The following is a 26275-nucleotide window of genomic DNA, read 5'->3' as shown; positions in this document are numbered from 1 at the left end:
TCGGTACTCAAGTGTTTGTATTGGGTAGACATGGCAACACCTTACATCAGGTGTTGCACTTGTTCCTTGAGACCGCCTATCCGCTAGCTGCCCGTAGAGATGAACCGCCATTATCACCCGCGTCTTAGGTGTTATTAGCGCTTCTATTTTAGACGGATGCAGATTGAACGACTTCTCATCAGGCTCAACTAAAACAGGAACCAGCCCATTCTCTGTAATTGCTAATATACTGGCAATGTAAGTATTGGCTGGAACTATGACCTCATCACCTAAAGCAAGCTTCCCGAGTTCCCGCCAAGCCCGTAGCGTTAAAGTCAGGGCGTCCAGGCCATTGGCTACCCCAACACAAAACCTGGTACCACAATACTCTGCAAAATCAGCTTCAAATTGTTGCAGCTCTTTACCACCTATATACCATCCAGAATCTATAACACGGGAGCAAGCATCTAATAGGTCTGTACGATAAGCTGCATTAATTTTTTTCAAATCTAGAAAATCAATCACGTGTTATATACCTAATAATTCTGGCTGGATTTCAAACTACAATTGCGTTATCTGGGGCATTTTAAACCACTGCTGCACCAGCGCCCACCCTAGCATTAGCACTTGTCGCAACGCCTGGAAGGATCGTAGCACTAGTTGCAATACTCGCACCGTTATCGATCGTGACACCTGCTTGCATTTGTTCTCAGAGAACCCTGCCGGCCTTGATCGTAACGTCATTCCCTATCTGTGCATCAGGTGTTATTCACCTTCGCGGTGAAGCAGCTATAATCACGAATATAATCAGACTCTTTATAATGATCACTGGCCAACACCAACAGTATGCAACCCGCACTAAAGTCGTGCATTTCACGCCACAACAAGCTGTCTATCAACAATCCTTTTGTAGGATTGTCCATAAACACATCTTCTCTAACAAAACCATTATCCAGTGTAATGCGACAGCTGCCCGACACACAGATCGCTACTTGTTTCAGCTCTTTATGCGCATGATAGCCGCGACTTATATCTTTTTCGGTGTGATAGATATAATAAATTCGTTTGATTTCAAAAGGGATGGACGTGCCTTGCTCAAGAGCAACCAAACTCCCTCTTTCGTCACCTAACGCCTGAAAGTCCAACCATTTTGCCAGTGTCATTTCAAGCCCCCTTCAATTTCCAAGAAAGTAGGGGCGCTTGAATCTTTCAAGCTAACAATTAAATCATTATCAACCGGCCAATCAATAGCAAATGCCTGATCATCCCAGCGTATGGATTGCTCAGAAGACGGATCATAATAATCCGTTGTCTTGTACAGAAACTCCGTTCCCTCTTCCAGTGCTAAAAATCCATGTGCAAACCCTTTAGGAATCCACAACATTTTTTTATTATCACTGCTCAACTCAACTGCTACCCATTTTTTGTAGGTAGGTGAATCCTTGCGAATATCAACTGCGACATCGAATGCAGCTCCTTTTACAACACGCACCAACTTTCCTTGAGCATGAGGAGCCATTTGAAAGTGCAGTCCACGCAGCACCCCTTTTTTGGAACTGGAGTGGTTGTCCTGAACAAAGGTTCCCGGGCAAGACAATCCTAATGAGGTAAGTTCAGTTCTGAATCGCTCATCATTAAAGCTCTCCATAAACCAACCACGATCATCACTGTATACCCTAGGCTCTATGACTATGACATCTGCAATTGAAGTTCTTGAAATCTTCATATTTACAAAGACTCCTTCAATAGTTTCTGAAGGTATTGCCCGTACCCCGTCTTCTTCAATTTCTCAGCCTGCTTACCCAAGGTTTCAGGCGTTATCCAGCGATTTTTAAAAGCGATCTCTTCCAGGCAGGCCACTTTCAAACCCTGGCGATGTTCGATGGTATGCACGAAGTGACTGGCTTCGAGCAGCGACTCATGAGTGCCTGTATCCAGCCATGCGAAACCACGGCCCAACATTTCCACGGTGAGATTCTTCTGCTCGAGATATACACGGTTTACATCAGTGATTTCGAGCTCACCTCGTGAAGAGGGTTTGATTTTTTTAGCAATTTCGACAACCTGATTGTCGTAAAAATACAGGCCCGTCACTGCATAGTTGGATTTCGGTGCGGACGGTTTCTCTTCAATGCTGAGCGCACGACCCGTGCTATCGAACTCAACCACACCGAAGCGCTCTGGGTCCGAAACGTGATAACCGAATACTGTTGCGCCCTGTTCTTGCGACATTGCTGATCGCAGGTTGTCCGAAAAGTGCTGGCCGTAAAAAATATTATCGCCAAGAATCAGGCAAACCGGATCATTACCAATGAACTCTTCGCCAATGATAAAGGCTTGCGCCAAACCATCGGGGCTAGGCTGCTCGGCGTAGCTGAGTTCAATCCCATATTGGCTGCCATCGCCCAGCAATTTTTTAAAGCACGGCAGATCTTCAGGGGTTGAGATGATCAGGATTTCCCGCATTCCCGCCAACATAAGCACAGACAGCGGGTAGAAGATCATGGGTTTGTCATAGATGGGCAGCATTTGTTTGGACACGCCCAACGTGAGCGGGTGTAGGCGCGTACCTGAACCGCCGGCGAGAATAATACCTTTACGCTTGATGGTGCTCATCGAACTAGCTCTTCCTTAACTAATATGCGGTCGTTGCCTGATATGCCTTCAAGCGACAGGATTAAATTCTTTAGACACGCTACCGCCCCAGGATTGATCGTCAATTTCCTGAGAACTTTGAGATTTATCATTACCCGAGCTCGATACTCGGGTATTGCTTAACTATTGCTGATAGAAGCCAAAGGCATACTGATCTGCTGTTGACGATTCATCAAGTTGATGAGGAGGATAACGCGCTCCTCACCGTCCATGGACATGAATATTGACTCTATCCCTGCAAACCCTTCTTCTTTCAACGTCACCCTTTCGCCAGGTTTGAAAGCGCGCAGCAAGCAGGACTGGGCACGGACTTGCAATTGCTCTACCAATTGTTGGCTTACAGGCAACGGCTGTCCGCCAAAAGCAACCACGCGGGCAACACCGCGACTGGAGCGCAAGGGCGCCCAGTTTGCGCCGAGAGGCATATGAATGAATAGATAACCAGGGAATAAGGATTCTTGAACAAGCTGACGCTTGCCGCGCAGCAGTTTTTCACGGCTGCACACCGGGCGAGAGCACGCGTAGCCTTGGCGCATAAGGTTTTCTTCTGCGCGCTCATCTTGTTTTGGCTTGCATTGCACCAGATACCAATCCCCTTGCCTTGAGACGGCAGAGGTGTGAGGTGCGAGGGTAGTTATATCCATTGAACGTTCATTCTGCGTCTTCCTTGGTTTGCTATTGAGCTTGTCACTGCCGATAGCAAGCCGTTAGGTTCTTATAATCTTCGCGATGCTAGCTCGCAGATATCCATAAATCGAGGGCCAGATTTCGAGGGCCGTTCAGCACTTGCAATTGCGCTGCCAATGCTTCCTTTGCTGAAATTCCACTGCGAACTAATCTTGTCTGCTTCGGCCATTGGGCCACTCCGGACACGAAATTGAGTAAGTCTAATTGGTCAGCATGCGCTGAGTAACCACCGAGCGTCGTAATACTTGTCGAAATGCAATGGTGCTCACATGCAAGGTCTACATACCCACCACTCGGGCCATACTTTTGCATGACGGCCCCCGGGGTGCCTTGAGCTTTATAATCCATTAGCAACGTATTATGCCTCGGGTTATCTGGCATGGCTTTGAGATACATTTCGATTCGGCCATAAGCAGCCATCACATTTGCAGGAAGACCTGTTCTGTTCAGGCAATTGACAAGTTGCAAATGCAGTGCATTCGATGACCAGAATATCAATAGGTTCAGCCGGTTGAGGTCGCGAAAGCAAAGGCGTATTAGGTGAACTCAGCTCTTCAGAAAAGGCGATACGCCGATTCACGGGAGTTTGCGGGTATGTCAGATCACATTTCACAAAGGCAGACCCAAGCATATGCTCTGCTCTTTGCAAGCAAATACGGGATTCGACCAATGCGCTCTGCATGAATGTGAGTCAAGATCAGTGCCTTGATTCCCTGGACGGAGAAGTCTTTTTGCGCGCACTGTTATCTGATCCAGAATCATTTCCCTGAAAGACTCCACAGCCGATTAACCGACAGCTTTGTACATCCATGTACCATTGATACCCTGACCCCATGGCGCTACTGATGGCACCATGGTGAATGATGTGGGGATATGGCATAAGCTTTCTCTCGATACAGCTCCATGAAGGGCAATTAGTACAGTCAAGGCCGTTAATCGCCCGGCCCACTGCCATTCAGGGACGATCGTTTGGCAAAGTTTTTCCGCCAATGCCTGCATCGTTCGGACGTGTGAGAGTCGCTGACAATGCTGGTGCCATCGAAGGTTGAGGACCTGCTACGCGGGTGTGTAAATAATGGCGTACAAGCGCTATAAGCACACCCAACATTCCACCCAGTACCAGGCCGAGCAGCAATATGAGGGCCTTCCTCGGTTTGACAGGAGCCATGGGGACCAAAGCCTTGCGATCAATCGATACCAACTTCAAATTGGTAAAATCCAGATTGCTCAAATTGCTCAGCCTTACAACTTCAGCACGTAACGGCTCAACCCCTTGCAGAAATACGTCTTCATTTTGACGATTTTTGAGCACTTCCACTTCACGATTGCTTTGCAGCAATTGCAGTTCTCTTGCTATCTGAGCGATACGAGCTTCGGTAAAGTCATCCGTTTTACGCTGCTGCAAAGCCGCCCGCTCCGCTTCCAGTGCTTCGACACCCATGAAGTAGAGTGGAATTTGTTGATTTGTTATTTCGGTGCGCATGATGCTGGAGTCGCCGCTACGCGCGGAATCTCCCAGCGCTGAGGGCGTAGTTGGCTTTTGAATACCCAGCGATCGTGCGATGCCGATGGCTTCGCCCAGTTGGGCCATTCTGTCTGTGCGTTGAACTTTGAGCTGCTGACGCAATGCTTTTAACTCGTCTTGCAATTGCGCACGCTTAAGAGCATTAGCTTCTTCGAGAGATGCGATGCGCGCTTCCTTGTCATTTTCGTAGCTGGAGCGAGCGGCATTTATCTTGCCTTTGAGCTCAGTCAGACGGTTATTCACAATGACTTTAAGGTCTGCAGCGATCTGATCACGTTCAGCGCTGATTGCGTAATCTACAAAACCGTTAAGAATCTGAACGCCATCAACCCCTTCGGGGTAGCTCAACTCCAGGCTGATGAAGGCACTTAAAGAACCTGCGCTTTTAGGATCCGGCTGCATCAGTCGCAACGAATCTCGGTTGAACTCCTCGAAACTTTGTTCAAGGGTGCGCCCCGGTTGTTTAAATTGGCTGAATAGCTCCTGATTTTCCCGGAAAAAGCCCAGGCGCGAGTCATAAGATTCAAGGCTGGCACCGACTTTAAGCAAGGCTTCACTGGGTGGAAGCGTGTAAACACCGGAGCGGTTCAAGGCATCCAGTTCGTTTATAGCGGCTGGGCGCAGAACGCTGGTAACTCTGTACTCCGGGGTCACTGCATAGGCATAAATCAGCGCAAGGAGCCCGCACACAGCCATACTTGCGATGATGATCAGCTTTTGTTTCCAGATTGCCTGGAATATCGCAATCAGATCGACTTCACCAACGGAAGAATTTCGGGGAAAGTTGGAAATACTTGTCACAACAAAGGCCTGCCTTCAAAAGAAACTGCGGGCTCGTTATGCAGAAATTTTCTTACGTGCATTTTTTTAGTTTTTTTCTGCAGGCAGGCGTCACTGCGCACCTGAAGAAGCACAAAAATTAGCTGGCAATCGAGATACAGACTGAATTCTGCCAGTTTTACTAAACAATACAAGACCTGACTGTCAAGTCATGGCCCACGGGGCGATGCTCTCGGCAGACAACCCCACTACCTACAAGCCAATCCTGCAAGTCTACACCTCCCTACTTGCAAATCGACTTGGCTTGAGGCACAGATCAAGCCGGAAAGCTTTAATTTGAGCGAATTGACCGCTTCAGGACAGCGCGCTTGCGCCAGTAAATCATCATCCCCAGCAGAGGCCCGATCACCAAGCCAACCAGCAACGCCCCAATAAAATATAGAGCTGCAGGAAATTGCGGTGAATGCCAGCCTAAAAAAGTCAATGACGTAGTTTGCTGGTTTTCCAGTACGAAGATCACCACGACAAAAAATAGCAGCAGCGCTATAACGCTCACCACCGCTCGTTTAAAAACAGACATGGGCGCCTCCTGGCTCCGCAGGGTTAACTATCGTCTTCCTCATCCTCATTCACTCGATCCCGCAGCTCTTTGCCCGGCTTGAAATGAGGTACAAATTTGCCATCCAGGCTGACTGACTGACCCGTCTTGGGGTTGCGGCCGACACGAGGGGCGCGGTAATGCAGGGAGAAACTGCCAAAACCACGAATTTCGATGCGATCTCCGGTCGCGAGGCATTGAGACATTTGTTCAAGCATGGTCTTGATGGCCAACTCCACATCCTTGGATGAGAGCAGCCCTTGATGGGTGACAATTCGTTCGATCAACTCCGACTTCGTCATATTTTTCCCTTCTTTTTCAAGCAGCTAGATCAGCGCTCCCAAGGTTTTAGCATGATCGAAAGATTTTGAACAGCCCAGGGATTGACTTATCTTTCCAACCCGCATAAGCACTGCAAAAAATCGGCTCCGCCATAAGCAACCATAGCCCTCAGGTACATGCCGCCCAGCGCGGCATACAGGCTACGCGAAGATGGCGCCCACCCTCACCCACAACCATCTCCAGAACGCACAGCACAGGCACCTACACGAGCCCTGCCTATCACCCACTCAAATCGCAGGCACAAAAAAGGGCGACCTAAGTCGCCCTTTTTCTATGGTCAATCAGAACTTAGTTCTGTTTTTCCATTTGTGCACGCAGCAGGTCGCCCAAAGTGGTCGGACCAGCAGCAATGTCAGAGGTAGCTGGCTTGTCGCGCAGGCTCTGGATTGCTTCTTTCTCTTCAGCATCATCTTTCGACTTGATGGAGAGTTGGATTACGCGGCTCTTGCGATCAACGCTGATGATCTTGGCTTCTACTTCTTCGCCTTCTTTCAGAACGTTGCGCGCGTCTTCAACGCGGTCACGGCTGATTTCGGAGGCTTTCAGAGTCGCTTCGATATCGTTGGCCAGAGTGATGATGGCGCCTTTAGCGTCAACTTCTTTCACGATGCCCTTAACGATTGCGCCTTTGTCGTTCTCTTGTACGTACTCGGAGAACGGATCGCTTTCCAGCTGCTTGATACCCAGGGAGATGCGCTCGCGCTCTGGATCAACAGACAGGATAACGGTGTCCAGCTCGTCGCCCTTCTTGAAACGACGTACGGCTTCTTCGCCAACTTCGTTCCAGGAGATGTCGGACAGGTGAACCAGGCCGTCGATGCCGCCGTCCAGACCAATGAAGATACCGAAATCGGTGATCGACTTGATGGTGCCGGAGATTTTATCGCCCTTGTTGAACTGGCCAGAGAAATCTTCCCACGGGTTAGATTTGCACTGCTTGATGCCCAGGGAGATACGACGACGCTCTTCGTCGATGTCCAGAACCATAACTTCCACTTCGTCGCCGACTTGTACGACTTTCGAAGGATGGATGTTTTTGTTGGTCCAGTCCATTTCCGAAACGTGTACCAGACCTTCAACGCCTTCTTCCAGCTCTGCGAAGCAGCCGTAGTCAGTCAGGTTGGTTACACGAGCGGTAACGCGAGTGCTTTCTGGGTAACGGGCTTTGATAGCAACCCATGGATCTTCGCCCAGTTGCTTCAGGCCCAGGGAAACACGATTGCGTTCGCGATCGTATTTCAGAACCTTGACATCGATCTCGTCGCCAACGTTGACGATTTCGGAAGGATGCTTGATACGCTTCCAAGCCATGTCAGTGATGTGCAGCAGGCCATCAACGCCACCCAGATCGACGAATGCGCCGTAATCGGTGAGGTTTTTAACGATACCTTTAACTTGCTGACCTTCTTGCAGCGATTCCAGCAGAGCTTCACGCTCGGCGGAGTTCTCTGCTTCAAGCACGCTGCGACGCGAAACAACAACGTTGTTGCGCTTCTGGTCCAGCTTGATGACCTTGAATTCCAGCTCTTTGCCTTCCAGGTGCGTAGTATCGCGCACTGGACGAACGTCAACCAGAGAACCTGGCAGGAACGCACGGATGCCGTTAACGTCGACAGTGAAGCCGCCTTTAACCTTACCGTTGATAACGCCCTTGACCACTTCTTCTGCTGCGAAGGCTGCTTCCAGAACGATCCAGCATTCAGCGCGCTTGGCTTTTTCACGGGACAGTTTGGTTTCGCCAAAGCCGTCTTCGACCGCGTCCAGCGCAACGTGAACTTCATCACCGATGTTGATGTTCAGTTCGCCAGCGTCGTTGTGGAACTGCTCCAGCGGGATGAGGCCTTCCGACTTCAAACCAGCGTGAACGGTAACCCAACCAGCTTGGTAATCGATATCAACGATGATAGCGGTGATGATCGAGCCAGCCTGAAGATTCAGGGTTTTTAGGCTTTCTTCAAAGAGTTCTGCAAAGCTTTCGCTCATTTTAATTCCTGTTGATCAAGGGCGAAGGAATACGCCCATCTGCCACATTCCAGACAATGTGGGTTACGTTCATATAAAAGAAGGCATGCAGGACTATTTCTGGTCTCCTGCACGCTTTCTTGGTCATCCAGTGATATCGCGAAGTGCGATTTCACTCATGATGCGTTCAAGCACCTGCTCGATTGACAACTCCGTGGAGTCCAGCTGTATGGCATCAGCCGCCGGCTTGAGCGGGGCTATTGCACGCTGCGTGTCACGCTCGTCGCGGGCACGAATCTCATCTAGCAGACCCGAGAGACTAACATCATCGCCCTTGGCCTTCAACTGCAAGTAACGGCGACGGGCCCGCTCCTCGGCGCTAGCGGTCAGAAAAACCTTTAATGGCGCGTCAGGAAAGACCACCGTACCCATATCCCGACCATCTGCAACCAGGCCCGGAAATTCCAGGAAAGCACGCTGACGCTGCAGCAATGCATCGCGAACAGCCGGCAAAGCCGCGACTTTCGAGGCTCCGGCCGCTACGGTCTCACTGCGGATGGCGTGAGTCACGTCGTCGCCTTCCAGAATGATCCGGGCCGGTTTACCGTCCGTCGCGCCGATGAACTGCACATCAAGATGCGCCGCCAGTTTTTCCAGCAGCGCCTCGTTATCCAGCGCAACGCCGTGGTTACCTGCGGCAAACGCCAACAGGCGGTACAGAGCACCGGAGTCGAGCAAATTCCACCCCAGGCGCTTGGCCAGGATGCCAGCAACCGTGCCCTTGCCTGAACCGCTCGGGCCGTCGATGGTGATAACCGGTGCCGAAACCATCACGAGTTTGCCTCTTGAGCTACACGCATGCCCACTTGCTTGCACAGGGCAAGGAAGTTGGGGAATGAAGTCGCCACGTTGGCGCAATCATGGATACGGATTGGAGCGGTTGCGCGCAACGAAGCCACACTGAAGGCCATCGCGATACGGTGATCGCCATGCCCATGAACCTCACCGCCGCCGATGGAGCCACCCTCAATGATGATGCCATCCGGGGTCGGCTCGCACTTCACACCCAGAGCCAGCAAGCCATCTGCCATCACCTGAATGCGATCGGATTCCTTGACCCGCAGCTCTTCTGCACCACGCAGGATCGTGCGACCCTCGGCGACAGCGGCGGCCACGAACAGGACCGGGAACTCGTCGATAGCCAACGGCACCAGCTCTTCAGGGATCTCGATACCCTTGAGTTTAGCTGCCCGTACGCGCAGGTCAGCCACCGGCTCACCGCCCACTTCGCGCTGATTCTCAAGGGTGATATCAGCACCCATCAGACGCAAGATGTCGATAACGCCAGTACGGGTCGGATTGATACCTACATGCTCAAGCAGCAGGTCCGAGCCTTCTGCGATCGAAGCAGCAACCAGGAAGAACGCCGACGAGGAAATATCCCCCGGCACTTCGATATGGGTCGCCGTCAGCTTGTGGCCCGACTCAACCGAAGCAGTAGGACCATTAACAGTTACCGGGTATCCGAAGCCTTGCAACATGCGCTCGGTATGGTCACGAGTCGGTGCAGGCTCGGTCACCGAGGTCTTGCCTTCGGCATACAAACCCGCCAGCAAGAGGCAGGATTTAACCTGAGCACTGGCCATCGGCAAGGTGTAGTCCATGCCCTTGAGCGCATGACCGCCGCGAATGGTCATTGGCGGACGACCTTCAGCGGCGGTTTCAATCACGGCGCCCATTTCGCGCAACGGATTGGCAACGCGATTCATCGGACGCTTGGTCAGGGATGCATCGCCTGTCAGGGTGGTGTCAAAGCTCTGCGCGGCCAGCAGACCAGACAACAGACGCATCGACGTACCCGAGTTGCCCAGATAAATAGGGCCAGGCGGCGCTTTCAAGCCATGCAGACCGACACCATGAATGGTCACACGACCATGATGCGGGCCTTCAATAACTACACCCATGTCGCGGAATGCCTGCAGGGTTGCCAGGGCATCTTCACCCTCAAGGAAGCCTTCCACCTCGGTCGTGCCTTCGGCCAGAGAGCCAAGCATGATCGAACGGTGAGAAATGGATTTATCGCCTGGTACGCGGATCCGGCCAGTTACTTGACCACCAGGATTTGCCAAAAAAATCAGATCGTTGGAATTCATAGCGTCCACATATGCCCGGCGGGCCAGGATTTTACTGAAATGCTCGCGGGCAACCCGGGCGCGCGTGAAGACGCCCAGCAATTGATGCCCATCCCCTGCATCGACCGCGTCGCGCAAGGCGTCGAGATCACTGCGAAATGTATCCAATGTGCGCAGCACTGCCTCGCGATTCGCGAGAAAAATGTCATGCCACATTACCGGGTCGCTGCCGGCGATTCTTGTGAAATCACGGAAGCCACCCGCTGCGTAACGGAAGATATCCAGATTCTCGTTGCGCTTGGCAAGAGAATCCACCAGCCCGAAGGCCAGCAAATGAGGCAAATGGCTGGTTGCAGCCAATACCTCGTCATGTCGCTCGACCTGCATATGCTCGACGTCCGCCCCCAGGGCGCGCCACATCGCATCAACCAGGGCCAGCGCGTCGGCATCGGTTTGTGCCACAGGCGTCAAAATCACCTTGTGCCGTTCAAACAGGCTGGCATTCGAAGCTTCTACACCACTTTGCTCAGACCCGGCAATCGGATGGCCAGGCACAAAGCGTGCGGGCATGCCGCCAAAGGCTTTTGCCGCTGCCCGCACAACATTGCCTTTGGCACTGCCCACATCGGTCAGCACCGCGTTACCCAGATCCATGCCCGCCAAAAAAGCGAGCATTTTTTCCATGGCCAGAATCGGCACAGCCAGCTGAATGACATCTGCGCCCACACAGGCTGCCGCCAGATCCGCCTCGCAGCGATCGACCACACCCAGCTCGACAGCCAGCACACAGGATTCCGGATCCAGATCGACACCAACCACTTCGCCGCACAGCCCGCTCTCGCGCATGCCCTTGGCAAAAGAGCCGCCAATCAGACCCAGACCGACAACCACCAAACGACCTATTACAGGCTTAACACTGTGCACAGACATCACATCAACCACGAGCAAGAACCTTGGCCAGCGCCTCAAGCAGGCGGGAGTTTTCCGCCGGCAAACCAATAGTGATACGCAAATGGTTCGGCATCCCATAGTTGGCCACCGGGCGCACAATCACGCCTTCGCGCAACAGCCCTTGATAGACGGGAGCCGCCACCTGACCGAGGTCCAGCGCGATAAAGTTGCCGCGCGACGGGATCCAGCCCAGGCCCAACTCACGAAAACCGGTCTGCAACTGCTGCATGCCAACCTCGTTCAGGCGACGGCTTTGGGCCAGGTAGTCGGTGTCCTTGAGCGCGGCACAAGCAGCCGCCAAGGCCAGGCTGTTGACGTTGAACGGCTGGCGAACACGGTTCAGCACGTCCGCCACTACTGCCGTCGACAGGCCGTAACCCACTCGCAAGGCTGCCAGGCCATAGGCCTTGGAGAAGGTACGGGAAACCAGCAGATTTGGATAAGCTGACAGGAACTCCAGACCATCGGGCAGATCACCGCCTTCGGCATACTCGATATAGGCTTCGTCCAGCACTACCAGCACGTGCTCGGGCACATCCTGCAAAAACTCGTTCAGCGCATCGACACCGAACCAGGTACCGGTCGGGTTGTTCGGATTGGCAATAAACACCACCCGGGTATCGCTGTCGATGGCAGCCAGCATGGCAGGCAGGTCATGCCCCCAGTCTTTGGCCGGTACGACGCGGGCCTGGGCACCTACCGCCTGGGTAACAATCGGATACACGGCAAACGCATGCTCACTGAACACGGCGTTCAGGCCAGGCGCCAGGTAGGCCCGGGCCACCAGCTCAAGAAGATCGTTTGAGCCGTTACCCAGAGTGACCTGATCAAGCTGTACACCACACTGCTCAGCCAGCAGGCTTTTAAGGGCGAAACCGTTGCCGTCCGGATAGCGCGTCAGCTCTGCCAGCTCGGCACGGATGGCATCCAGCGCCTTGGGACTGGCCCCCAATGGATTTTCGTTGCTCGCAAGCTTGACGATCGTGGCCGGATCCAGATCCAGTTCACGCGCCAGCTCGTCCACGGGCTTGCCCGGAACGTAAGGCGAAAGTTGTTGCACGCCCGGCTGTGCCAGGGCGAGGAAATCACCGCTCATGTTTTATCGCCTCAGAGAACCGCTTTCGGGTAGGAACCCAATACTTTAAGCGCTACGGCTTCTTGACTGATTTGCTCCAGGACACTTTTGACCAACGGGTCGCGGTGATGACCAGCAAAGTCGATGAAAAACACATAGGTCCATTTACCGCTACGCGAAGGACGCGTCTCGATGCGTGTCAGATCGATCCCGTTCTCATGGAACGGCACCAGCAGTTCATGCAGGGCACCTGGACGGTTACTCATCGACACAATGATCGAAGTCTTGTCATCACCGGTAGGCGGCACTTCCTGGCTGCCAATCATCAAGAACCGCGTGGAGTTGTCCGGGCGGTCTTCGATTTTTTCAGCCAGGCGCGTCAGACCATACAGGCCCGCAGCCATATCGCCGGCAATGGCGGCAGAGTTCCACTCACCCTTGACCCGCTTGGCCGCTTCGGCATTGCTCGACACCGCAATACGTTCGACATTCGGGTAATGCGCATCCAGCCATTTGCGGCACTGGGCCAGCGACTGGGCGTGGGAGTAGATGCGGCTGATACTGTCTGTCTTGGTATTTTCGCCGACCAGCAGGTGATGGTGAATACGCAGCTCAACTTCGCCACAAATCACCATGTCATGCTCAAGGAAGCTGTCGAGGGTGTGGTTGACTGCGCCTTCGGTGGAGTTTTCCACCGGCACAACACCAAAATTCACCGCACCGGCAGCCACTTCACGGAACACTTCATCAATCGCAGCCATAGGCTTGCTGATGACCGCATGGCCAAAGTGCTTCATGGCCGCAGCCTGGGTAAAGGTGCCTTCCGGGCCGAGATAAGCCACCTTCAGCGGCTGCTCCAGCGCCAGGCACGAAGACATGATCTCGCGGAACAACCGCGCCATTTCTTCATTGCCCAACGGGCCCTTGTTGCGCTCCATGACTCGTTTGAGCACCTGAGCCTCACGCTCAGGCCGGTAAAATACCGGCACTTCGCCCTCAGCCAGCGAGGCCATCTTGACCCGTGCCACTTCCTGGGCACAACGTGCCCGCTCGCTGATCAGCTCCAGGACTTTTTCGTCCAGGCTGTCGATACGCAGGCGCAGCGCCTTGAGTTCTTGCTCGGACATTAGCCGTGTTCCTTCTCGAACTCTGCCATGTAAGCCACCAGCGCGTTAACCGCGTTGATGTCCACAGCGTTATAGATCGACGCACGCATGCCGCCCACGGAGCGATGCCCCTTGAGGTTCAGCAGGCCACGCGCTTCGGCACCGGCCAGGAATGGCTTGTCGAGACGATCGTCAGCCAGGCGGAAAGGTACGTTCATCCACGAGCGATCTGAGAAATTGATCGGGTTGCTGTACAGCCCACTGGCATCAATGAAGTCGTACAAGGTACGTTTTTTCACTTCATTGAGCTTGCCGATAGCCTCGACACCGCCCTGCTCTTTCAGCCACTCGAATACCAGGCCCGACAGATACCAGGCCAGTGTCGGCGGCGTGTTGTACATCGAGCCGTTGTCGGCCGCGACTTTGTAGTCAAGCATGGTCGGGCAGATCGAACGCGCACGGCCCAACAGGTCTTCGCGAATGATGTTGACCACGATACCGCTTGGGCCGATATTTTTCTGGGCACCGGCGTAGATCATGCCGAAGCGGGAAACATCCACCGGGCGCGACAGAATGTCCGAAGACATGTCGGCAACCAGCGGCACATCACCGGTTTCAGGGATCCAGTTGAATTCCAGGCCGCCGATGGTTTCGTTTGGCGCGTAATGAACGTAGGCCGCGTCTTTCGACAGACTCCATTCATTCTGACCAGGAATCGCGAAGTAATCGTAAGGCTTGGCGGTTGCTGCCACATTGACATGCCCGAAACGCGAAGCTTCTTCAATAGCTTTCTGCGACCAGATACCGGTATCGATGTAATCCGCAGCGCCATTTTCAGGCAGCAGATTGAGCGGGATCTGGGCAAATTGCTGGCTTGCGCCGCCTTGCAAAAACAGGACTTTATAGTTCGAGGGAATAGACAGGAGGTCACGCAGATCCTGCTCAGCCTTGGTCGCAATGGACACGAACTCATCGCTGCGATGGCTCATTTCCATGACCGAGAGGCCCTTGCCATGCCAGTCGAGCAACTCGGACTGGGCACGCAACAGGACAGCTTCAGGTAGCGCAGCAGGACCTGCGCAGAAGTTATAGGCTCGTTTGCTCACTTCCACTCTCACTCTGATTTGGTGATCACGCAATAAATCAACTCTCGACACTGTGTTCTTTACAGGAGCAGACACGCCCCCCTCAGTGTCGCAAACTTTCATGTCGGACATACAACAAGGGGGCGAATTCTCATCCGCCCCCCTGTGTGTCCGCTTATTCCTGCGGTTCTTCGTCAGCGCCGGCCTCTAGCGGCTGCTCGTCGTCTGCGCCATCGTGGATGGCCTCAGCGTCGAACTCTGCACCGCCTTCGCCCTCACCTTCGAGCTCCTCACCTTCCACTTCCGAAGGCTCCTGAACCCGCTCAAGCCCTACCAGCGTTTCATCGCTGGCCAGCTTGATCAAGGTGACGCCCTGGGTGTTACGACCCAGGCTCGACACTTCGTCGACCCGCGTACGCACCAGGGTGCCCTGATCCGAAATCAACATGATTTCTTCACCGTCCTGCACCTGAACCGCACCGACCAGGCGACCGTTACGTTCGTTGCTGACCATGGCAATAACGCCCTGACCGCCACGCTTGTACTCAGGGAACTCACTGATCGCTGTACGCTTGCCATAACCACGCGCCGAAGCGGTAAGGATCTGGCTGCCTTCTTCAGGAATCAGCATCGAAATCAGCTTTTGCCCTTCAGGCAGACGCATGCCGCGTACACCGCGGGCAGTACGGCCCATGGCACGGACATCGGACTCTTTAAAGCGAGTCACCTTGCCACCATCGGAGAACAGCATGACTTCACGCTCGCCATCGGTGATCGCGGCGCTGATCAGTACGTCACCTTCGTCCAGCTCCAGTGCAATCAGACCAACACTGCGCTGACGGCTGAAGGCTTCCAGCGGGGTCTTCTTCACGGTGCCGTTGGCAGTCGCCATAAAGATGAAGTGACCTTCGGTGTATTCCTCGACCGGCAGCATGGTGGTGATGTACTCACCCTCATCCAGCGGCAGCAGGTTTACCAGCGGACGACCACGGGCAGCACGGGATGCTTCAGGGATTTCATAAGTCTTGAGCCAGTACACCTTGCCTTTGCTGGAGAACAGCAGCAGCGTGGTGTGACTGTTGGCAACTAGCAGGTGAGCGATGTAGTCCTCATCCTTGACGCCGGTAGCCGATTTACCTTTACCGCCACGACGCTGGGCCTGGTACGCAGCCAATGGCTGGGTCTTGGCATAGCCGCCATGGGAAATGGTCACGACGCGCTCTTCTTCCGGAATCATGTCGCCCAGGGTCAGGTCAAGACGGTGATCCAGGATTTCGGTACGGCGAACATCGCCATATTCGGCACGAATGACTTCCAGCTCTTCGCGGATCACTTCCATCAAGCGCACGGCGCTATTGAGGATGCGGATCAGCTCACCGATCTGGTTGAGGATTTCCTGGTACTCGGCCAGCAGCTTCTCGTGCTCAAGACCGGTCAAGCGGTGCAGACGCAACTCAAGGATGGCCTGCGCCTGCTCTGGCGACAGGAAATACTTGCCATCACGCAGACCGTATTGCGGATCAAGGTTCTCCGGGCGGCACGAGTCAGCGCCAGCACGCTCAACCATCGCCACGACCGCGGTCGACTCCCAAGGGGTGCTGATCAGCGCTTCCTTGGCTTCGGACGGGGTTGGCGAGGCCTTGATCAACGCGATGACCGGATCGATGTTGGACAGGGCAACCGCCTGACCTTCAAGGATATGGCCACGTTCGCGGGCTTTACGCAGCTCGAATACAGTACGGCGGGTAACCACTTCACGGCGGTGACGTACGAAGGCTTCCAGCAGATCCTTGAGGTTCAGGATGCGCGGGCGACCGTCGATCAGGGCAACGATGTTGATACCAAACACCGCCTGCAACTGAGTCTGAGCGTACAGGTTGTTGAGAATCACCTCAGGCACTTCGCCACGACGCAATTCGATTACAACACGCATGCCGTCCTTGTCGGACTCGTCACGCAGCTCGGTGATACCTTCGAGCTTCTTCTCTTTAACCAGTTCGGCGATCTTTTCAATCAGACGCGCCTTGTTCAGCTGGTACGGCAGCTCGGTGATGACGATTTGCTGACGACCACCGACCTTGTCGATGTCTTCGATCATCGAACGGGCGCGCATATAGATGCGGCCACGACCGGTGCGATAGGCCTCGATGATGCCGGCACGACCATTGATGATCGCAGCGGTCGGGAAGTCAGGGCCCGGAATGAACTGCATCAGTTCATCGATGCTCAGCTCCGGGTTGTCGATCAGCGCCAGGCAGCCGTCGATGACTTCGCCCAGGTTATGCGGCGGAATATTGGTGGCCATGCCCACAGCGATACCGCTGGAGCCGTTGACCAGCAAGTTGGGGATTCGTGTCGGCATGACGGCCGGGATCATTTCCGTGCCGTCGTAGTTCGGCACCCAGTCCACGGTCTCTTTGTGCAAGTCGGCCAGCAGCTCGTGGGCCAACTTGGTCATGCGCACTTCGGTGTATCGCATGGCCGCAGCGTTGTCGCCGTCGACCGAACCGAAGTTGCCCTGACCATCTACCAGCAGGTAGCGCAGGGAGAATGGCTGAGCCATTCGAACGATGGTGTCGTAAACAGCAGTATCACCATGCGGGTGATACTTACCGATTACGTCACCGACCACACGGGCAGATTTCTTGTACGGCTTGTTCCAGTCGTTGTTCAGTTCGCTCATCGCAAACAGCACGCGCCTGTGCACGGGCTTCAAGCCATCGCGCGCATCAGGCAGTGCCCGCCCGACAATTACGCTCATTGCGTAGTCGAGGTAGGACTGTTTCAGCTCGTCTTCGATATTGACCGGGAGGATTTCTTTGGCCAGTTCGCCCATGAGAAGCCTGATTCCTTTTTCGGGTGAAACTTCGCCACATCCATTCGGGACGAACGAAGCTCGCCGCCGCTGGCCACGTGCCACGCAACGACTTACGACAAATCAACAAGTTATGTCACGGATTTGCGCAGTAAGGGCGACCCTTACGAGCCACCCTGGAAACCGCCGAATGTTATCACAATCGCCGCCACGCACCTATCCCTCAGATGCGCATGGAGCGTAGTAATTGTGACGCTTGTCGGCGTGAAGGGGCTCAGAGGGACGCTGAAGGCGATTTAAAGGCTCAACGACCCGATCCTGCGGAGCGCTACGGGACCAACACCCTGCGTAGCAGCTGCTTCAATGCAACCGCTTGCGACACATCAATTGAGCCATTTTTGCCGCATCAGGGCGCTCGATCACACCCTTCTCGGTAACAATAACGTCAATCAGGTCAGCCGGCGTTACGTCAAACACCGGGTTGAACGCCTGCACATCCGCGCCTACGCGCTTGCCGCCCACTTCCAGCAGCTCACGCCCGTCACGCTCTTCAATCGGGATGTCATCGCCCGTGGCCAGGTCCATGTCGATGGTCGAACTCGGGGCCACCACCATAAAGCGCACACCGTGGTGCATGGCGTTTACCGCCAGCTGGTAGGTGCCGATCTTGTTCGCCACATCGCCATTGGCAGTGATGCGGTCAGCCCCGACGATCACCCAGGTTACGCCCTTGGTTTTCATGATGTGGGCCGCTGCCGAATCAACATTGAGCACCACCGGGATACCTTCATTGGCCAGCTCCCACGCGGTCAGGCGCGAACCCTGCAGCCAGGGCCGGGTTTCGTCGGCATAGACCTGTTCGATCATGCCTTCGAGCCAGGCCGCACGAATCACCCCCAGCGCCGTGCCAAACCCGCCTGTCGCCAGCGCACCGGTATTGCAGTGGGTCAGCACGGCCTGGGCATTGCCCTGATGGCGGCGAATCACATCAACGCCCAGCTGGGCCATGGTCAGGTTGGCTTCACGATCACTTTCATGGATGGCCAGCGCTTCGGCCTCAAGCACCTGCAGCACATCGGCGCGGGCCCGGGAGCGGGCCAGCCGGTCACGCATGCGGTTCAACGCCCAAAACAGGTTAACTGCCGTAGGGCGCGAGTCCGCCAGCAGGGTAAAATCCTCTTCCAGCGCAGCCAGCCAGTCACCGCCCGCCGCCTTGCGCGCACGCGCCGCCAGCACCACACCATAGGCCGCCGCGATACCAATCGCAGGCGCGCCACGCACGACCATGTCGCGAATGGCCTGCGCAACACCGTCAACTCCGGTATACGCCAGCCAGTTCTCTTCAAAGGGCAGGATGCGTTGATCCAGCAGATACAGGGCGCCGTCCCGCCAATCGATGGCCTTAACCTTTTCCGCAGCCAACAGTCGATCGCGCATGCCTTCCCCCATTACCTGGTAACAAAGCGGCCGATTATAGCGAGCCCACCCTCAAGACGCTCGGGTATACTTCGCCTCCTTTTATAACGCACTGGAATCAGTTTTCGATGCCGACCCCGACCACGCCCCTGGACTTACTGCTGCTACCCACCTGGCTGGTGCCTGTCGAACCGGCCGGTGTCGTACTCAAGGATCACGGTGTCGGCATCCGCGACGGACGCATTGTGTTTATCGGCCCGCGCGCGCAAGCCCTCAAGCTGGCTGCCACGCAAACCCGCGAACTGCCGGACATGCTGCTCAGCCCCGGGCTGATCAATGCCCACGGTCACGCCGCCATGACGCTGTTTCGCGGCATGGCCGACGACCTGCCACTGATGACCTGGCTGGAGCAGCACATCTGGCCGGCCGAGGCCAAGTGGGTCGATGAGGACTTCGTGCGCGACGGCACCAACCTGGCAATCGCCGAGCAAATCAAGGGCGGCATCACCTGCTTCAGCGACATGTATTTCTACCCGAAAGTCGCCAGTGAGTGCGTGCACAACAGCGGCATTCGCGCGCAGATCGCCATTCCGATTCTCGATTTTCCGATTCCCGGCGCCAGCAACGCAGATGAATCCTTGCGCCAGGCCGTCGAAATGTTCGCCGACCTCAAGTTTCACCCGCGAATCAAAATTGCTTTCGGCCCCCATGCGCCCTACACCGTAGGCGACGAAAACCTGGAAAAAATCCGGGTCATCGCCGACGAACTGGATGCCGCCATTCACATGCACGTTCATGAGACCGCTTTCGAGGTGCACCAGGCTGTCGAGCAAAACGCCGAACGACCTGTAGCCCGCCTCGCCCGCCTGGGCCTGCTCGGCCCGCGCTTTCAGGCCGTGCACATGACCCAGATCAGCGATGACGACCTGGCAATGCTGGTAGAAAGCAACTCCAGCGTGATTCATTGCCCCGAATCCAACCTTAAACTGGCCAGCGGCTTCTGCCCTGTGGAGCGCTTGTGGCAAGCCGGGGTCAATGTGGCGGTAGGCACCGACGGCGCCGCCAGCAACAATGACCTCGACCTGCTCGGCGAAACCCGCACTGCTGCCTTGCTGGCCAAAGCCGTTGCGGGCTCGGCCACTGCGCTGGACGCCCACCGCGCACTGCGCATGGCGACACTCAATGGCGCTCGCGCCCTGGGCATTGAAAGCGACACCGGCTCGATCGAGATCGGCAAGGCGGCCGACATGGTGGCCTTTGACCTCAGCGGGCTGGCCCAGCAACCGGTATACGATCCGGTTTCGCAACTGATCTACGCCACAGGCCGCGATTGCGTGAAACACTTGTGGGTAGGCGGCAAGCAACTGCTTGATGATCGCCGCCTGACCCGCCTGGACGAGCAGCAACTGAGCGCCACAGCCAGGGCCTGGGGCGAGCGCATAAGCAGCCATACTCACTGATTCAGTACCTTTGGGCCCATGCCCGAAGCTTTACCAGATTATTCAGCTTTAGAGGATTTACCCATGAGCAACGTTGACCACGCCGAGATCGCCAAATTCGAAGCGCTAGCCCATCGCTGGTGGGACCGTGAAAGCGAGTTCAAGCCGCTGCACGACATCAATCCGCTGCGCGTCAACTGGATTGACGAGCGCGTACAACTGGCCGGCAAAAAAGTCCTCGATGTAGGGTGTGGCGGCGGTATTCTCAGCGAGTCGATGGCTCAGCGCGGCGCAACCGTCATGGGCATCGATATGGGCGAAGCCCCACTGGCCGTGGCGCAACTGCATCAGCTTGAGTCTGGCGTCAGTGTTGAATACCGCCAGATCACCGCCGAAGACCTGGCTGAAGAAATGCCTGGCCAGTTCGATGTGGTCACCTGCCTCGAGATGCTCGAGCACGTGCCTGACCCGTCATCGGTGATCCGCGCCTGCTACAAGATGGTCAAGCCAGGTGGCCAGGTGTTCTTCTCGACCATCAACCGCAACCCCAAGTCCTATCTGTTCGCGATCATTGGCGCGGAATACATCATGAAGCTGATCCCCCGCGGGACCCACGACTTCAAGAAGTTTATCCGCCCTTCCGAACTGGGTGCCTGGAGCCGTCAAGCCGGCCTTAGCGTCAAGGACATCATCGGCCTGACCTACAACCCGCTGACCAAGCACTACAAACTGGCAGCCGACGTTGACGTCAACTACATGATCCAGACCCTTCGCGAGGAGTAACACATGCGTTTAAGAGCAGTTCTTTTTGACATGGACGGCACCCTGCTCGACACCGCGCCGGACTTTATCGCCATCTGCCAGGCCATGCGCGCCGATCGCGGCCTGCCGCCTGTCGCCGACAAACTGATCCGCGACGAAATTTCCGGCGGCGCACGCGCAATGGTAGCCGCGACCTTCAACATGGACCCCGAGGCACCAGGCTTCGAAGATCTGCGCCAGGAGTTTCTGGAACGCTATCAGCGTGATTGCGCGGTACACACCAAGCTGTTCGATGGCATGGAAGAGTTGCTGACCGATATCGAAAAAGCCCATCTGGTATGGGGCGTGGTCACCAACAAGCCGGTGCGTTTCGCCCAGCCGATCATGGAACGCCTGGGTCTGGCCGAACGTTCGGCGCTGCTGATCTGCCCGGATCATGTGAAAAACAGCAAACCGGACCCCGAGCCGCTGATCCTGGCCTGCAAAATGCTCGACCTTGATCCGGCCAGCGTACTGTTTGTAGGCGATGACCTGCGCGATATCGAGTCCGGGCGCGATGCCGGGACCAAAACTGCGGCCGTGCGCTTTGGCTATATCCACCCTGACGACAACCCTGATCACTGGGGTGCGGACGTAGTGGTCGATCACCCGGCCGAACTGCGCAAGGTGCTGGATAACGCATTGTGCAGCTGCTAACGAAGTTCGATTTTGTTGAGGTTTTTTATGTTTGATTATTTAGCCCGCCCCAACCTGCTTGAGGGCCGGGTAATTCTGGTCACAGGCGCCGGTCGCGGCATCGGCGCCGCAGCGGCCAGGACCTATGCCGCCCACGGCGCAACCGTATTGCTGCTGGGCAAGACCGAAGCCAACCTGAGCCAGGTCTACGACGAAATCGAAGCCGCCGGCCATCCGCAACCGGTGGTTATCCCGTTCAACCTCGAAACCGCCCAGCCCCATCAATACGATGAGCTGGCCGCCATGATCGAGACCGAGTTTGGCCACCTTGACGGGCTGTTGCACAATGCCTCGATCATTGGTCCGCGCACGCCACTGGAGCAGCTGTCGGGCGAGAATTTCATGCGCGTGATGCATATCAACGTCAATGCCATGTTCATGCTCACCAGCACCTTGCTACCCCTGCTCAAGCTGTCGCAGGACGCCTCGGTGATCTTCACTTCCAGCAGTGTCGGGCGCAAAGGTCGCGCTTACTGGGGCGCCTATGGCGTTTCCAAGTTCGCGACCGAAGGCTTGATGCAAACCCTGGCCGACGAGGTCGAAGGCGTGGCCCCGGTGCGCGCCAACAGTATCAACCCTGGCGCGACCCGTACCAGCATGCGCGCCCTGGCGTATCCTGGGGAAAACCCCGAGAGCAATCCAGAGCCACACGAAATCATGCCGGTTTACCTGTACCTGATGGGCCCGGACAGTACCGGAATCAACGGTCAGGCTTTCAACGCGCAGTAACAGGGCCACAAAAAAAAACCGCGGGCTGCATACGAAGCAGCCCGCGGTTTTTTATGCCCTTGAAACCCGGTTATCAACTCTCAACCAGCTCCCGATGCTCACGCACCACGCCGGCCTTGTCGAACAACAGGCAACTTTGCAGAAACAGGTACATATAGTCGTAGCTTTTGCAGATGGCTTTGCGCAGTTCAGTGATCTGCGCCTGACTCGGGCTCATTCCCACCAGGGTGCAGATAATTTCAAGCGCTTCCCAAGGATGCTCGTCATCGTAATGGGCATGCATCTTCAGCCATTTCATCGCGCGCTTGCGCTCATCGAGGGCAAACGACTCTTCATAAATATCGGTTGAGCAGACAATTGCCGCCCATTCACCCACGGCGCCCTCGATGGCGTAGTTGGTGGCAGCCATCGCCACGGCCAGAGAATCCTTGGCACAGCTATGCCAGCACCAGTCATTCAGCGCCTGAAATTCGGCAGGCAGGTCCTGGGCATTGAGGTCTTCAAGGCTCACTCCGTGCGCCCGCGCCCAGTTCACCCAATAATCGCCATGGTTAAGTTCGACCCGGATATTGCGAATCAGCCAGCGGCGGGCCATGTCTTCGCCGGGGTGACGCCCGTAGCGGGTCTTGCCCAGGTTATGGCCCATATACAACGAAAACTGCTCTACCACCGGCCAGCCGCCTACGAGAAACATGCGCATTGCCCTTGAGCTCAAGGTGTTGTCACGCATGCGCTTGTAGATTTCGTGCTGGACTGCCCGACGTTTGCTTTCGCTACAGTCCCGAATCAACTGCCGGGCCCACTGGGGGTAACTGGTTTCCTCCATAAGAGGCCCTGTTCGGTTGAAGGCTTCACTCACAATCCAAATCCTTATTGATAATAGACTTTAGAAATGTAGAACAGATCACCGCAACGTGCCCGGGGACTTCAATGTCAACGCCCGAGTGCGCTCAGGCCGCTGCAACAAACTTTCAAACGTGAACAACTGTGGCCGCTGAACAATATAACCCTGAGCATAGTCCACGCCGATTTCAATCAAGGCCTGTTCAATCTGCGTGCTTTCAACAAACTCGGCAATCGTGCGTTTACCCATGACATGGCCAATATGATTAATCACCTCAACCATGGCCCGGTTGATGGGGTCATCCAACATGTCTTTGACAAAACTGCCGTCGATCTTCAAATAGTCGACAGGCAGATGTTTCAAATAGGCAAATGAGGACATCCCGGCACAAAAGTCATCCAGCGAAAACTGACAACCCAGGGTTTTGAGGTCATTGATAAACCGGATGGCATTACCCAGGTTGGCAATGGCGCTGGTTTCGGTAATTTCAAAACAGATCAGTTTTGGCGACACGCCGTAACAGTCAAACTGTTCATGCAAAAACGCAAGAAAGTCATCATCACCAATGGTTGAGCCAGACAGGTTGATCGCGCACATGGCCATTGGCCGCCCATCTGCCTGGGCTGAACACTCAGAAATGATCTTGAATACATTTTCGACGACCCAGCGGTCTATCGAGCTCATCAAGCCATAACGTTCTGCTGCAGGAATAAAGCTGTCGGGAAACACTATGCGGCCATTCTCATCCTGCAGGCGCAACAGAATCTCGATATGCCCGCCCCCGTCCTGCACGGGCCCCAGGGGGGTGATTTCCTGGGAATACAGGCTGAAGCGGTTTTCTTCCAGCGCGACATGCAAGCGCTGCACCCAGGCCATTTCACCAAAGCGCAATGACAGTTCCGTGTCATCCACATGATAAACCTGCACCCGGTTGCGGCCCTTTTCCTTGGCCATATAACAGGCCATGTCCGCAGCCCGCATCAAAGACTCAAGGGTGACTGGCGCTTTATGGATATGCACCAGGCCGATGCTGATGGTGCTCATGAACGGGCGCCCTTTCCAGGCAAAATGCAGGCTCTGCACCGCCTGACGCAGGCCCCCGGCGATTTTTTCCGCCATGTCTACCGGGCAGTTTTCCAGCAGGATGCCGAACTCATCCCCACCCAGCCGGGCCAGGGTATCGCCCTCACGCAAGCCAGTACGCAGCAATGTACATATATGCCGCAACAGCTCATCTCCTGCCGCGTGGCCGCAGGTGTCATTGACTAGCTTGAACTGGTCCAGATCAAGAAACATCAGGGCATGCCGGCCCTGCTGGCGCCCTAGGTTCTTCAATACCAATTCCAGGCGGTATTCAAATTCACGACGGTTGGCCAGCCCGGTCAGTGCATCATGGGTCGCCTGCCAGGACAGATTGGCAATGTACTGCCGCTCCTGGGTCATGTCATGCAGCACCAGCACTGCGCCACTGACATCGCCATCGTGAAGGATCGGCGCACCCACAAGAGTTACCGCAACGGTACTGCCATCCATGCGCTGAATCTGCCTGGAGTGCTCGCGACTGTTACCCAACTCGCCAGTGAGAATACGCTCGATAAGCCTGGGACCTTCGTCCTGATCATTGTCATCAAGCAACTTGAACAGCGCAGCCAGGGAAGCGCCTTGCGCCTGCCCGGCCTGCCACTGGGTCAACTTCTCGGCCGCCGGGTTCATATAGGCAATCGCGCCATTGACGTCGGTGGTGATCACACCGTCACCAATAGACTGCAGGGTGATTTGCGCCCGCTCTTTTTCCAGCTGCAGCGCCTCGGCAAAAGCACGGCTCTGCTTGAGCACTTTATGCGTGCGTTTGAGTACCAGAAGAATCAGCGCCAGCGCCGTGACCAGATTAATGACCACCAGCAACCGCCAGATAAAGCGCGATCCTTCACCCAGGGCATCACTGAAAGCCTTGGCAGAAGGCGCAATACCCTGGTTGATGGCGAAAATCCCGTTCTCCCAGCGCTGGGAGTCTGCAGCAGTGGCATTACCGGCGAGGATGGCCTTATGCATCTCCTGGGCCAGATTGTCGAGCTTGAGCAGGTAAGCATCACCTATGGCCCACTTCTCGATGGCGGTTTCCATATAGCTCACATGACGGAAGTAGCGGTAAAACCAGATAATGCTCGAGGCATCCTGCGCACTGTTGCCGCCCTGCAGAATACCTTCTCGGGCTGCGACTTCATTGGGGGGGGACTCATCCATCGCCAAGCGCAACTTGTGGTCGCCCTGGGGGACACTTATGGCCTGTGAGTATTTTTCGTAATAAACCGGGTCATGGGTATCGGAATACAGATAGAGAAAGTAGATGGCGTCCTTCTGACCCTTGGACCATAAACTTTCGCCGCCGACATAACTCCTCACGGCAGAGAGCATATACAGACTCACACACCCCAATAGCGCCTGGAACAGCACGACTGCAATAAAAGGCCAAACAATGCCCAATAAGCGTGGTGTACCAAGGGGGCGTTTAGATTTCATGAGTTCCCTTTGCTTCATGGCGTCAAATGAAAACCAGAGAGAAAATCTCACTACAAGTCAGGGCGGTCTCAAGGAACAAGTGCAACACCTGATGTAAGGTGTTGCCATGTCTACCCAATACAAACACTTGAGTACCGA

The 26275-nt window shown here is 55.2% G+C and carries 23 protein-coding genes; 4 read left to right on the top strand and 19 right to left on the bottom strand.

Features of this window, described 5'->3' with window-relative positions:
* The 17 genes from CJU81_RS22765 to mtnA form a co-directional block, all read right to left on the bottom strand.
* The coding region (locus tag CJU81_RS22765) for a DegT/DnrJ/EryC1/StrS family aminotransferase (protein ID WP_176464901.1) at positions 1–504 on the bottom strand (504 nt) is incomplete at its 3' end.
* Between the two features lie 233 nt (positions 505–737).
* On the bottom strand, positions 738–1142 hold the full coding sequence (locus CJU81_RS22760; RefSeq protein ID WP_095038350.1) for a sugar 3,4-ketoisomerase: 405 nt from the start codon (positions 1140–1142) through the stop codon (positions 738–740).
* Positions 1139–1705: a dTDP-4-dehydrorhamnose 3,5-epimerase gene (gene rfbC / locus CJU81_RS22755; protein ID WP_095038349.1), complete on the bottom strand. Its 567-nt coding sequence runs from the start codon at positions 1703–1705 to the stop codon at positions 1139–1141. Before rfbC ends, CJU81_RS22760 begins: the two co-directional genes overlap by 4 nt.
* Positions 1706–1707: 2 nt before the next feature.
* Positions 1708–2595 (bottom strand): glucose-1-phosphate thymidylyltransferase RfbA, encoded by an 888-nt coding sequence (gene rfbA / locus CJU81_RS22750; RefSeq protein ID WP_095038348.1) that lies wholly within the window; start codon positions 2593–2595, stop codon positions 1708–1710.
* 158 nt (positions 2596–2753) lie between these two features.
* Entirely contained in the window at positions 2754–3278 is a 525-nt protein-coding gene (gene rfaH / locus CJU81_RS22745) for a transcription/translation regulatory transformer protein RfaH (protein ID WP_095038347.1), read from the bottom strand.
* A gap of 88 nt (positions 3279–3366) precedes the next feature.
* Complete coding sequence (locus CJU81_RS24370; RefSeq protein ID WP_369679450.1) at positions 3367–3633, bottom strand: MBL fold metallo-hydrolase RNA specificity domain-containing protein; 267 nt, start codon at positions 3631–3633, stop codon at positions 3367–3369.
* Positions 3634–4276: 643 nt separating this feature from the next.
* Positions 4277–5647 (bottom strand): Wzz/FepE/Etk N-terminal domain-containing protein, encoded by a 1371-nt coding sequence (locus CJU81_RS22740; RefSeq protein WP_254924919.1) that lies wholly within the window; start codon positions 5645–5647, stop codon positions 4277–4279.
* A gap of 310 nt (positions 5648–5957) precedes the next feature.
* Positions 5958–6206, bottom strand: coding sequence for a lipopolysaccharide assembly protein LapA domain-containing protein (locus CJU81_RS22735; RefSeq protein WP_095038346.1), 249 nt, complete (start codon positions 6204–6206; stop codon positions 5958–5960).
* Between the two features lie 23 nt (positions 6207–6229).
* Entirely contained in the window at positions 6230–6526 is a 297-nt protein-coding gene (gene ihfB / locus CJU81_RS22730; RefSeq protein ID WP_095038345.1) for an integration host factor subunit beta, read from the bottom strand.
* A 328-nt stretch (positions 6527–6854) separates the two neighbouring features.
* Positions 6855–8549, bottom strand: a complete 1695-nt coding sequence (rpsA, locus tag CJU81_RS22725; RefSeq protein WP_016780248.1) for a 30S ribosomal protein S1 — start codon at positions 8547–8549, stop codon at positions 6855–6857.
* A 123-nt stretch (positions 8550–8672) separates the two neighbouring features.
* Entirely contained in the window at positions 8673–9359 is a 687-nt protein-coding gene (gene cmk, locus CJU81_RS22720) for a (d)CMP kinase (protein ID WP_095038344.1), read from the bottom strand.
* The gene (locus tag CJU81_RS22715; protein WP_095038352.1) at positions 9359–11590 is read right to left on the bottom strand and encodes a bifunctional prephenate dehydrogenase/3-phosphoshikimate 1-carboxyvinyltransferase; all 2232 of its coding nucleotides are present in this window, start codon (positions 11588–11590) and stop codon (positions 9359–9361) included. The genes cmk and CJU81_RS22715 overlap by 1 nt, the downstream gene beginning before the upstream one ends.
* A gap of 4 nt (positions 11591–11594) precedes the next feature.
* Entirely contained in the window at positions 11595–12707 is a 1113-nt protein-coding gene (gene hisC, locus CJU81_RS22710) for a histidinol-phosphate transaminase (protein WP_095038343.1), read from the bottom strand.
* A gap of 11 nt (positions 12708–12718) precedes the next feature.
* Positions 12719–13813, bottom strand: coding sequence for a prephenate dehydratase (gene pheA, locus CJU81_RS22705; RefSeq protein WP_016780245.1), 1095 nt, complete (start codon positions 13811–13813; stop codon positions 12719–12721).
* Complete coding sequence (gene serC / locus CJU81_RS22700; protein WP_095038342.1) at positions 13813–14898, bottom strand: 3-phosphoserine/phosphohydroxythreonine transaminase; 1086 nt, start codon at positions 14896–14898, stop codon at positions 13813–13815. Before serC ends, pheA begins: the two co-directional genes overlap by 1 nt.
* 154 nt (positions 14899–15052) lie before the next feature.
* Positions 15053–17713, bottom strand: coding sequence for a DNA gyrase subunit A (gene gyrA / locus CJU81_RS22695; protein WP_095028117.1), 2661 nt, complete (start codon positions 17711–17713; stop codon positions 15053–15055).
* 339 nt (positions 17714–18052) lie between these two features.
* Positions 18053–19129 carry an S-methyl-5-thioribose-1-phosphate isomerase gene (mtnA, locus tag CJU81_RS22690; RefSeq protein WP_095038351.1) on the bottom strand — a complete coding sequence of 359 codons (1077 nt, stop codon included), beginning with the start codon at positions 19127–19129 and terminating at the stop codon, positions 18053–18055.
* Between the two features lie 107 nt (positions 19130–19236).
* Here mtnA and CJU81_RS22685 point away from each other — a divergent pair, with 107 nt between their 5' ends.
* The 4 genes from CJU81_RS22685 (at position 19237) to CJU81_RS22670 (ending at position 22773) form a co-directional block, all read left to right on the top strand.
* Entirely contained in the window at positions 19237–20568 is a 1332-nt protein-coding gene (locus CJU81_RS22685; RefSeq protein ID WP_095038341.1) for a TRZ/ATZ family hydrolase, read from the top strand.
* Between the two features lie 63 nt (positions 20569–20631).
* Positions 20632–21330, top strand: a complete 699-nt coding sequence (gene ubiG, locus CJU81_RS22680; protein WP_095028114.1) for a bifunctional 2-polyprenyl-6-hydroxyphenol methylase/3-demethylubiquinol 3-O-methyltransferase UbiG — start codon at positions 20632–20634, stop codon at positions 21328–21330.
* Between the two features lie 3 nt (positions 21331–21333).
* Positions 21334–22005 (top strand): N-acetylmuramic acid 6-phosphate phosphatase MupP, encoded by a 672-nt coding sequence (mupP, locus tag CJU81_RS22675; protein WP_095038340.1) that lies wholly within the window; start codon positions 21334–21336, stop codon positions 22003–22005.
* 27 nt (positions 22006–22032) lie between these two features.
* Positions 22033–22773: a YciK family oxidoreductase gene (locus CJU81_RS22670; protein ID WP_095038339.1), complete on the top strand. Its 741-nt coding sequence runs from the start codon at positions 22033–22035 to the stop codon at positions 22771–22773.
* A 73-nt stretch (positions 22774–22846) separates the two neighbouring features.
* Here CJU81_RS22670 and CJU81_RS22665 read toward each other — a convergent pair whose 3' ends face one another.
* Together CJU81_RS22665 and CJU81_RS22660 are read right to left on the bottom strand one after the other, a co-directional pair.
* The gene (locus CJU81_RS22665) at positions 22847–23632 is read right to left on the bottom strand and encodes a TenA family transcriptional regulator (protein WP_095038338.1); all 786 of its coding nucleotides are present in this window, start codon (positions 23630–23632) and stop codon (positions 22847–22849) included.
* 45 nt (positions 23633–23677) lie between these two features.
* Positions 23678–26137 carry an EAL domain-containing protein gene (locus CJU81_RS22660; RefSeq protein WP_095038337.1) on the bottom strand — a complete coding sequence of 820 codons (2460 nt, stop codon included), beginning with the start codon at positions 26135–26137 and terminating at the stop codon, positions 23678–23680.
* Positions 26138–26275: the final 138 nt, after the last annotated feature.

Origin of the sequence: Pseudomonas fragi, assembly GCF_002269505.1 — a bacterium.
In the GTDB taxonomy this organism is placed as follows: Bacteria; Pseudomonadota; Gammaproteobacteria; order Pseudomonadales; family Pseudomonadaceae; genus Aquipseudomonas; species Aquipseudomonas fragi_D.
This window is presented reverse-complemented; position numbering and strand designations above follow the sequence as displayed.